This is a genomic window from Acinetobacter pullicarnis (assembly GCF_006352475.1).
GTDB lineage: Bacteria > Pseudomonadota > Gammaproteobacteria > Pseudomonadales > Moraxellaceae > Acinetobacter > Acinetobacter pullicarnis.
In genome coordinates this window covers 233,583-243,821 of the sequence record NZ_VCMZ01000001.1, presented here as the reverse complement: position 1 = coordinate 243,821, position 10,239 = coordinate 233,583, and the positions used below count along the sequence as shown (strand labels likewise).

The following is a 10,239-nucleotide window of genomic DNA, read 5'->3' as shown; positions in this document are numbered from 1 at the left end:
CCCTAGACTGCATAAGAACAAGTATTTATTTAAAATAGTAAGTAACAAACAGATTTAATAATAAAATCTTTTAATTAATATCTTAAAATAAATTTTAAAATAAAAGCAAATCGCTTATATTTATTTTTGAAAATAAGTTATACCGGTATTCCAATTTTTCGTTTGTACCCAAGTCTGATAAAAACCATACTCAAATTAATATTTAAATTTTAAATGCAGAAGCATGGATGCTGATATTTAAAAGAGATTTTGATTCGATTCAACGTTGCTGCAATATATTTTCGCCGCGCTGAATGCATTATCCATGAATTGCATAAAAGGGAAAAGAATGAGTAATATTTCGGAAAAATCCCCAAAACTTGCAGAGAGCTTGTCAAACCGACAAATCGGTATGATCACGATTGGTGGAATTATCGGTGCTGGGCTATTTATTGGTTCAGCGACCGCCATCCAAACAGCGGGCCCAGCAATTATTATTTCTTATGCACTCACAGGTTTGCTGGTTTTTTTAGTCATGCGAATGCTCGGTGAAATGGCAGTTATTCAACCTGACTCAGGTTCATTTTCAACCTATGCCAGTACTGCAATTGGCCCATGGGCAGGCTTTACCATTGGCTGGTTATACTGGTGGTTTTGGGTTTTAATTATTCCTGTAGAAGCAATTGCTGGCGCTGAAATTCTACATACCTATATCCCCAGTATTCCGTCTTGGAGCTTTGCCGTCGCCATTATGTTTGTATTAACGTTAAGTAATCTAATGAACGTTAAGAACTTTGGTGAATTTGAATTTTGGTTTGCACTGATTAAAGTTGTTGCCATTATTGCCTTTATCATTGTTGCACTCATGGCAGTATTTGGTTTTTGGCCATTAGCAGATGTTAGTGGTGTTTCTAATCTTTACCAAAGCGGTGGCTTCATGCCAAACGGTTTTGGTGCAGTTTTAACCGGTATTTTAATCACAATCTTTTCATTTTTTGGCGCTGAAGTTGTTTCTATTGCAGCGGCCGAATCGAAAAACCCACAAGAGAAGATTCGCAAAGCCACTAATCTGGTGATTTACCGCATCGCGCTGTTTTATTTACTCTCTATTTTCCTTGTGGTTGCATTGGTTGATTGGAAGTCTCCAGGCTTAGTTGAAATGGGTACCTTCCAATATGTTTTATCGGTATTAAATGTCCCAGGGACTAAAATCATTATTGACTTTGTAGTCTTTGTTGCCGTGTGTAGCTGTATGAACACCGGAATTTATATTGCCTCCAGAATGCTGTTTTCATTAGGAACACGAAATGATGCACCGAAAGCAGTAACCAACGTGACCAAGACGGGTGTACCAAAAATTGCGGTTCTTGCTTCAAGTGTTGCAGGCTTTGTTGGTTGTTATGCAAACTACGCGTTCCCTGGTCAAGTGTTTAGCTTTTTACTCTCCACCACTGGTGCAATTGCATTAATGGTTTATTTGGTGATTGCTGTGACTCAACTCAGAATGCGTACTCAAATGGAGCAAAATGGTGTATTCCCACAATTTAAAATGTGGCTATTCCCATGGCTCACTTGGATTGTCATTTTTGCGATCTTAGCCGTGTTGGGTTATATGTTCATCTCACCGAACTTTAGATATGAAACCTTCCTTACCTTGGGTGTAACCACATTTATCTTGGCGCTAAGCTTAATCGTAACAAGAAAACGCATTACACTAAAACCATGGATAATAAATAAAAATAAAGATCTAAACCAGGTTTAACCCAAAGCTAAACCAATTCGAAGCCTTGATTAAAGCACCTTTATAATAAAGGTGATTTTTTATTAAAATAATAAAGCATCCGCATAAAATGACTAGCCCCATTCATATTAATCGTGAGGTTTTATAATATTGCTAATTTACATTCAAAACGGACGGTGTAAATATAACCAAAGCAAATGCTTAATCATATAAAGGATGATCATGATTAATAATCAAAATGAAAGAAAACTAAAGCATGCTTTATCAAATAGACAAGTTTCCATGATCACTTTGGGTGGAATTGTTGGTGCAGGATTATTTGTAGTTTCAGCGACAGCCCTAAATACGGTTGGGCCCGCTATTCTAATCTCATATATGCTCACAGGGATTATGGTTTTATTCGTTATGCGGATGTTGGGGGAAATGGCCATTCGAAACCCTGACTCCGGCGCATTTGCAACCTATGCCAGTCAATCATTAGGAGAATGGGCAGGATTTACCGTCGGATGGCTATATTGTTGGTACTGGGTACTGGTTGTCGCCTTTGAAGCAATTTTAGGTGCGAATATTGCGCACCATTATTTTCCTGAGATTCCAGCCTGGGTCATTGCAGTCGGTTGTATTGTATTGCTTGCTGGCTCCAACTTAATGGATGTTAAGAAATTTGGTGAGTTCGAGTTTTGGTTTGCCCTCATCAAAGTCATCGCCATTATCGCATTTATTATTTTCTGTACGATGGCGGTTATGGGCTATTGGCCATTGGCAGAAAATGTTGGTGGTATATCCAAAATACTCAGTAATGGCGGATTATTTCCCTACGGTTATACCGCTATTTTCACTGGGATGCTGATTTCGATGTTCACCTTTTTTGGTGTAGAAATGCTTACGATTTTAGCCGCTGAATCAAAAAATCCAGCTGTTCAAATTCGCCGAGCAACCAATTTGGTTATTCTTCGAATTGGTCTGTTTTATATCGTCTCAATTTTCTTAGTATTGTGCATTGTTCCTTGGAATGACCCAGGTCTGCAAGAAATGGGAACCTTCCAATATGTATTACATGTACTGAATGTCCCAGGCTCACGCTTACTCATGGATATTGTGGTTTTTGTTGCCGTCACCAGTGTGTTAAATTCGGGTTTATATACCGCATCACGCATGATGTATTCACTCAGTGTCCGTGGTAATGCACCGCAATATTTATCCAAAGTGACACGCAATGGTGTTCCAAGAGTCACGGTATTGACCTGTACTGTGATTGCCCTGATTGCAGTTGCAGTGAACTACGGTTTTCCAGAAGAAGTCTTTATGGTGCTGTTATCGACCATGAATGCTATCGGACTCTTGGTTTATTTGGTAATTGCCTGTTCGCAACTGGTTTCACGTTTTCGCTTGGATAAACAAGGGGTGAAATTAGATTTTAAAATGTGGCTTTTCCCATGGCTTACTTTGTTTGTCATTTTGGTTATTTTGAGTGTTCTCGGTTATATGTTCTTCTCTGAGCAGCACCGTTCAGAAACGATTGTGACCCTCTCTTTGACCAGTTTTATTTTACTCATGAGTTGCTTTCGTAAAAAGAAAAACTCAAAAGTAATCAGCGCTGAATCATCAGCAGTTTAATACGTAAATGGATTTTAAAATGATTAAATTATCGATGCATGACGCGGAAGATTTATGTACACAAGTATTGGCGAAATCAGGCTATAGCACAGCACATATTGCTGCGATTAGTGATGTGTTAATGCAAGCACAAATAGATAATTGCCAATCACATGGTTTATATCGCCTCCTTAACTGTGTGACCTCAATGCAAAAGGCCACCGTATCTGCAGATGCAACCCCTGAAATAGAACATATCAGTCAGGCGATCCTAAAGGTTAATGCACACAATGCCATGGTGCCTTTAACCTTACAAAGCTGTATTCCCTTGTTAGCAGAAAAAGCCAAAGATCAAGGGATCGCATTATTGGCAATCAATAATTGTGTGCATACCACCGCGCTCTGGTATGAAATTGAGCTGCTAACCCAACAAGGTTTGGTTGGCATTGCCTGTACTTCAAATCATGCCTGGGTCGTGCCAGAAGGTGGCAATCGCCCATTATTTGGTACCAATCCCATGGCCTTCGGTTGGCCACGTCCGAATAATCAAGCTCCATTTATTTTTGATTTTTCAACCACGGCAATGGCACGTGGCGACATTGAATTACATCGCAAAGAAGGCAAATTGCTGCCTGACGGTTGTGGGGTCGATGCAGATGGAACACCAAGTAATGATCCTGCAACGATTTTAACCACAGGCGCAATGAAGACCTTTGGCTCACACAAAGGCTCAGCACTTGCGGCCATGATTGAATTGTTGGCCGGTCCTCTGATTGGTGATGTACTCAGTATGGAATCGCAGAAAAAGGATGCAGGTGCAGGTGGCTCTCCGCTCGGTGGAGAATTCATTTTAGCGATCTCCCCGGAAGTCCTGTTGGGCGGTGCAATGCAGGCTTATCTGGAAAATGCAGAACAGCTATTCGATGGTTATGCAATACAGCATGTACGTCTGCCCTCTTCACGACGTTATGCAGCACGTGCAAAAAATCTTGAATCTGGTTCAATTGAAATGCATGCCTCTGTATATCAAGACTTAATGGCTTATTTACAATCTGAGTAATACTTCATTTTAACCTTTAATGTTCAATATATTTTCAGATTCACTTGATGCATTCAGCTGCCTCAAGTGAAAGGATTTTTTATGCATATTATTGTGCTTGGTGCTGGTGTCATCGGGGTTACGACAGCCTATTATCTGTCTAAGTCTGGCTATAATGTAACTGTTCTTGATCGACAGCCTGGTGTCGCACTTGAAACCAGTTTTGCCAATGCAGGACAAATTACGCCTGGGTATTCCTCTCCTTGGGCAGCACCAGGGGTTCCATTCAAAGCATTGAAGTGGATGTTTCAACCACATGCACCACTGAGTATCCAGCTGACAGGGCAGAAATTCCAATATGAATGGATGCTTAAAATGCTAGGTCAATGTAATGCTGAGCGTTATCAAATCAATAAAGAACGTATGCTGCGCCTCTCTGAGCACAGTCGTACCTGCTTTGACCATTTACGTGAAGAAATTGAGTTTGGTTTTGATGCGCGTCAATTGGGCACACTGCAAATTTTTAGGACGCAACAACAACTTGATGCGATTGAAAAAGATATTCAAATTTTAACAGCCGAGAATATTCCACATCAATTATTAACAGCCGAAGCGTTGTTAAACGTCGAACCCGCACTAAAAAAATCTAAGGTGAATCTGGTTGGCGGCTTACATTTGCTCGGTGACCAAACTGGAGACTGTCATAAATTCACGGTAGAACTGGCCAAGCTCTGCGAAAAGCGCGGGGTTAACTTTATATTTAATGCGAATATTCAGCAGATCCAAAAAACATCCAATACCATTTCAGGAGTATTACTCAAAGATGGGCAACTGATTCAAGGCGATCAATATGTGATTGCACTCGGCAGTTTCAGCCGAGATCTACTGGCACAAATTGACCTTAAACTACCAGTCTACCCCCTCAAAGGCTATTCGATTACCACCCCAATTACCGATCCAGATGCCGCACCCATTTCAACAATTTTAGACGAATCATATAAAGTTGCCTTAACCCGCTTTGATGATCGCATTCGTGTCGGCGGAATGGCTGAGATTTGTGGGTTTAATCGCTACCTCGATCCTCGACGTGAGCACACGTTAAAAATGGTATTAAAGCAACTTTTTCCTGAGGCAAGTGATTCACGTGAAACCCATTTTTGGACTGGCTTTAGACCCACCACGCCCGATGGCACACCAATCATTGGCAAAACCCAATATCAAAATTTATTGACCAACACGGGACATGGCACTTTAGGCTGGACCATGTCCTGCGGATCAGCACAACTATTAACCGATATTATTTCCAATCGAGCCACCGCTATTCGGACAGACGATTTAAATTTTAGCCGCTATCTTTGAATCCGCATGCTTTGCTCCTTTGCCTTGGCGAGTTGATTTTCCAACCACTGCATTTGATCATGTCAAATGTAGTACAACCACCGAGTAATCCATCTTAAGTACAATAGACTGCACTTTAAAAACAACGTTAAATACCTTACACCAAACAAGTATTCAGCTTGAGTGAAAATCAGGGCTTTTTACTCAAACACTCAGTTTTTAATCCGCTAAACAGCAATATCGGTATAGTTTCGAGGAATTACCGCCATGCCATGCCCAAGTGTTTGGCTAAGACCCTTTTATGTGATATATCAATGGAGCGAAGATTTACTATTCGTCTGCTTAGATGCATTGATTCTAGCCAAATAAAAATTAAACCCTTGGTCTAAAGATCGCATCAACCTCATGGAAAGATTGTATTTAAAAAGGAAATTTTATGCAGAAAATGACTTCTAGAACTTACCCCTCTACTACCTCATTACGTTGCTTCGAAGCTTCCGCTCGTTTTTTAAGCTTTACCAAAGCTGCCTATGTACTGCACATGACCCAGAGTGCCGTCAGTAAACAAGTTGCACATCTCGAAATCAGTCTGAAAACCCAGCTATTTGAACGTGCGCTACAAGGCTTAAAACTAACACCCAGCGGTGAACTGTTCTTCAAAGAAGCACAACGAATTTTAGGTCAAATTGAGCAGTCAGTGCTGAATTTACTGGCACATGGCAGTGAGGCAGAATCTCTTAAGATTGCTGTGCATCCAACTCTCGGAGCACGATGGCTCATTCCTGCACTCAAAGGCTTTGGCAAGGCCTATCCCAATATTCATTTAGATATTCAAGAGCAGGTCTGCTCCTCCAACCTCGACAACAATAAAATTGATATCGCCTTTTTATATGGTTCAGGTGTTTGGCGAGATATGACCAGCATTAAACTGTTTCCAGAACAATGCGTTGCGGTCTGTGCACCCGATTTAATCAATGAGCCATTTAAAAGTTTAGAAGAATTCCGCGGTCATGTCTTGATTCAATCGCAGTCTAGACCGCGCGCGTGGGATGAGTATTTCTTGTTACAATCGAGTACCAATGAAAACAACTTTATTGGTCCACGCTTAGAAACCTTCTACGCCAGTATTCATGCGGCACTGACCAGTTGTGGAATTGCTTTGATTCCAGAGTTTCTGGTCGAAAAAGAATTAAACAGCGGCGAATTGATTCGCGCTTGGCCCTATGAAATGCAAACGCAGCATTCTTACTATATGACTTTCCCCACGTCCATGACCAACACCATTAAGGTCAATACGATGGTGGAGTGGATCAAGCAACACTTGAAACGCAGTCTAGAAGATAAAAATCCCTTGTTGGAAAAATCTGCCTAAGCGGATGCAACGAAGGGAGAAATGAGAGCACGTCACCCTACGCAGTGCTTAACGAAAGCATTGCGTATCTAGGTGATTGATGACAATCCCTTTGTCATTAACTAATAATTCGAAGACACTGACCGGCATGATATAAAGCAATTCCTGTATCATAGAACATCGATCGTGCATTACGGAATGACACTGATTTTTCAGCAATCGTTGTAAATGGCAAAGGTAATTTTTTGCGATCATCATCCTGTAGATACTGAGCAAATGCTTTGCCCATCATGGTTCCAGTAGTGATGCCACGGCCATTAAACGCGGTTGCAGCGACAATACCCGGTGCGGGTTCAAAAATTCGCATAATATGGTCCGTGGTAAAACCAAACTTACCCGTCCATTGATAATCCCAATTCACCTTGCCCAAATCTGGGAAATATTTCTTTTTCATTAAATCAGCCCAAGACTGATACAGCCCCGACTTTCCTTCATAAGATCCAACCGTACCAAGCAATAAACGCCCATCTTTATCACGTCGAATGCTCGATAAGGCCAAACGCGTATCCCATGAGCCATTTTTATAAGGAAGAATTCTATTGCCTGCCTCGCAATTTAAAGGCTCAGATGCAATTTGATAATATTGAACAAAATAAATAGTTTTAAGCAGTTCAGTCCATTCACCTTCGGTATAAGCATTGGTTGCAATGACCACTTTATCGGCAGTAACCGCATATTCATCGGACTGAACACACCACTGCACCCCTTGTTTTGTAATACCAGAAACGGGTGATTTTTCAAAAATCTGGACGCCTAAGCGTTCTGCTGTCTTTGCTAGACCAGTTACATAAGCATAAGGATTTACGGTACCGGCACGTTTATCCAATAAAGCTTTATGAATGGTGGTTGTACCACAATATTCATGACATTTACGACCAGTTAAAACCTCAACATCTACTCCACGACGACTTAATTGTTCATAACGGATATCAACATCGGCCTCGCCTTCTTTGTTGTGCCCCATATGCAGATTGCCTGTTCGCGTATCTTGTGCTTGAATACCGAAACGGTCGATGGTATCAAATACAAGTTTAGGTGCATTGCCCAAAGCGGTGCTGAGCTTTTCGCCAGCGTACTCACCCAAAATTTTATTGAGTTCATCCGGTTGCGCCCACGTCCCAGCATTGACCAGACCGACATTGCGCCCAGAACCGCCAGAGCCGACACCCGCTGCTTCAAGCACAACGACGTTATAACCTGCTTCGGCCAAATGAATTGCAGCTGATAATCCCGTAAATCCTGCGCCAACGACACAAACATCTGCTTTCAGATGTTGATTGATTTTTGAATACTGGGGTTTTTGATCCACCAAAACTGGCCAAAGAACTTGATCTTTTAACATTTAATCATGCCTTAATTCATCGTTTTACAACATCGAATGGCTGAGTAATCCCTTATATTCTATATCCTTATTCCCTATGAAATCATAAATATAAAATAGCAAAAATTGATCTACCGCCTTGTCCTTTTCGAAAAAAGGATGAGCTTTGCTAAGCTCATCCTTTGATTTTTTTTAACCGAAGTTAATGCCCTGAGCAAGCGGTAACTCACGTGAATAATTCACGGTATTGGTTTGACGACGCATGTAGTTTTTCCAAGAATCAGAGCCTGATTCACGACCACCACCTGTTTCTTTCTCACCACCAAATGCACCACCAATTTCAGCACCACTGGTGCCAATATTGACATTCGCAATACCACAGTCACTGCCTTCATCACTTAAGAATTGTTCAGCTTCACGTAGATCATTTGAGAAAATGCAAGATGACAGACCTTGTGGAACATCATTTTGAATTTCAATCGCTTCTTCAAAATTTTCATACGTCATTACATATAAAATTGGTGCAAATGTCTCTGTTTTCACCACTTCATTTTGCGCTGACATTTCAACCAGTGCAGGTTTAACATAGTAGGCATTTGGATATTGATCCGCCAACACACGCTCACCACCATGAACCGTACCACCCGCAGCTTTGGCGCGGCTGAGCATCTCTTGCATTTGATCAAAAATACCTTGATCAATTAACGGACCAACTAAGTTACCCTGCATCGGGTGACCAATGCTAACCGTGCCATACGCTTTTTTCAGTTTTTCAATCACTTCATTTTTAATTGATGAGTGCACAATTAAACGACGTAACGTGGTGCAACGCTGTCCTGCTGTACCCACAGCTGAGAACAAAATGCCACGGATCGCAAGTTCAAGATCTGCGCTTGGCGCTAAGATCATGGCGTTATTACCACCTAACTCAAGAATAGATTTACCAAAACGTGCAGCAACTTTAGGTCCAACAATTCGGCCCATACGTGTACTACCTGTTGCACTGATCAGCGCAACACGTTCATCCGTCACCAATTGGTCACCAATTTTCGCATCACCAATCAACAACTGAGAGAGGTTTTGTGGTGCATCTTCACCAAAAATCTTCAATGCTTTTTCAAAAAGTGCCTGACAAGCCAAAGCCGTTAATGGGGTTTTTTCAGATGGCTTCCAAATGACGGCGTTACCACAGATTAATGCCAATGCTGTATTCCAAGCCCAGACGGCAACAGGGAAGTTAAATGCAGAAATCACACCAATCACACCTAGCGGATGCCAAGTTTCACGCATGTGATGACCAGGACGCTCTGAAGCAATGGTTAGACCATAGAGCTGACGCGACAAACCAACTGCGAAGTCACAGATATCAATCATTTCTTGTACTTCACCAAGACCTTCTTGGGTGATTTTCCCAGCTTCCCAAGAAACTAAAGCACCTAATTCGTCTTTATTTTCGCGGAGAACTTCACCAAAGATACGAACTAACTCACCACGACGCGGTGCAGGGATTTTTTTCCACTGTTGATACGCTTGTTGCGCTTGTTGAATTTGAAGCTCAGTTTCTTCTACTGTATGTACAACAACTTGGCCAATGACGCTGCCATCAATCGGAGTTTTTACTTCCAAGCTTCCATTTTGATACTGGGCTGGATCGACCCCAATTTTGTTTAAAAGTTCCTGAATCATTAGCATTTCCTTGAATTAAGACGATATGTTTGATTAAAAATGAATGCGCACGTTATGCCGGTCGTTGTACGTGCTGCTGTGTGCAAAACGTCTGTCTAAATTTGCCGTAAAGTGCGATTGAATGAATC

7 protein-coding genes are annotated in these 10,239 nt (G+C 41.4%); 5 read left to right on the top strand and 2 right to left on the bottom strand.

The window, feature by feature from the left end:
• Window positions 1-328 precede the first annotated feature (328 nt).
• The 5 genes from FD716_RS01025 (at window position 329) to FD716_RS01005 (ending at window position 7,065) form a co-directional block, all read left to right on the top strand.
• On the top strand, window positions 329-1,741 hold the full coding sequence (locus FD716_RS01025) for an amino acid permease (protein ID WP_139850561.1): 1,413 nt from the start codon (window positions 329-331) through the stop codon (window positions 1,739-1,741).
• Between the two features lie 204 nt (window positions 1,742-1,945).
• On the top strand, window positions 1,946-3,337 hold the full coding sequence (locus FD716_RS01020) for an amino acid permease (RefSeq protein WP_407641910.1): 1,392 nt from the start codon (window positions 1,946-1,948) through the stop codon (window positions 3,335-3,337).
• Between the two features lie 19 nt (window positions 3,338-3,356).
• Entirely contained in the window at window positions 3,357-4,376 is a 1,020-nt protein-coding gene (locus tag FD716_RS01015) for an Ldh family oxidoreductase (protein ID WP_139850559.1), read from the top strand.
• An 81-nt stretch (window positions 4,377-4,457) separates the two neighbouring features.
• Entirely contained in the window at window positions 4,458-5,714 is a 1,257-nt protein-coding gene (locus tag FD716_RS01010; protein ID WP_139850558.1) for a D-amino acid dehydrogenase, read from the top strand.
• Window positions 5,715-6,129: 415 nt separating this feature from the next.
• Window positions 6,130-7,065: a LysR substrate-binding domain-containing protein gene (locus FD716_RS01005; RefSeq protein ID WP_139850557.1), complete on the top strand. Its 936-nt coding sequence runs from the start codon at window positions 6,130-6,132 to the stop codon at window positions 7,063-7,065.
• 97 nt (window positions 7,066-7,162) lie between these two features.
• Here FD716_RS01005 and amaA read toward each other — a convergent pair whose 3' ends face one another.
• Window positions 7,163-8,446 (bottom strand): L-pipecolate oxidase, encoded by a 1,284-nt coding sequence (gene amaA / locus FD716_RS01000; protein WP_139850556.1) that lies wholly within the window; start codon window positions 8,444-8,446, stop codon window positions 7,163-7,165.
• Window positions 8,447-8,617: 171 nt separating this feature from the next.
• On the bottom strand, window positions 8,618-10,111 hold the full coding sequence (gene amaB, locus FD716_RS00995) for an L-piperidine-6-carboxylate dehydrogenase (protein ID WP_139850555.1): 1,494 nt from the start codon (window positions 10,109-10,111) through the stop codon (window positions 8,618-8,620).
• Window positions 10,112-10,239 lie beyond the last annotated feature (128 nt).

Coding starts and splice junctions, on each gene's coding strand:
- FD716_RS01025 (WP_139850561.1), top strand. CDS start 329: ATGAGTAATATTTCGGAAAAATCCCCAAAACTTGCAGAGAGCTTGTCA.
- FD716_RS01005 (WP_139850557.1), top strand. CDS start 6,130: ATGCAGAAAATGACTTCTAGAACTTACCCCTCTACTACCTCATTACGT.
- FD716_RS01010 (WP_139850558.1), top strand. CDS start 4,458: ATGCATATTATTGTGCTTGGTGCTGGTGTCATCGGGGTTACGACAGCC.
- amaB (WP_139850555.1), bottom strand. CDS start 10,111: ATGATTCAGGAACTTTTAAACAAAATTGGGGTCGATCCAGCCCAGTAT.
- FD716_RS01015 (WP_139850559.1), top strand. CDS start 3,357: ATGATTAAATTATCGATGCATGACGCGGAAGATTTATGTACACAAGTA.
- amaA (WP_139850556.1), bottom strand. CDS start 8,446: ATGTTAAAAGATCAAGTTCTTTGGCCAGTTTTGGTGGATCAAAAACCC.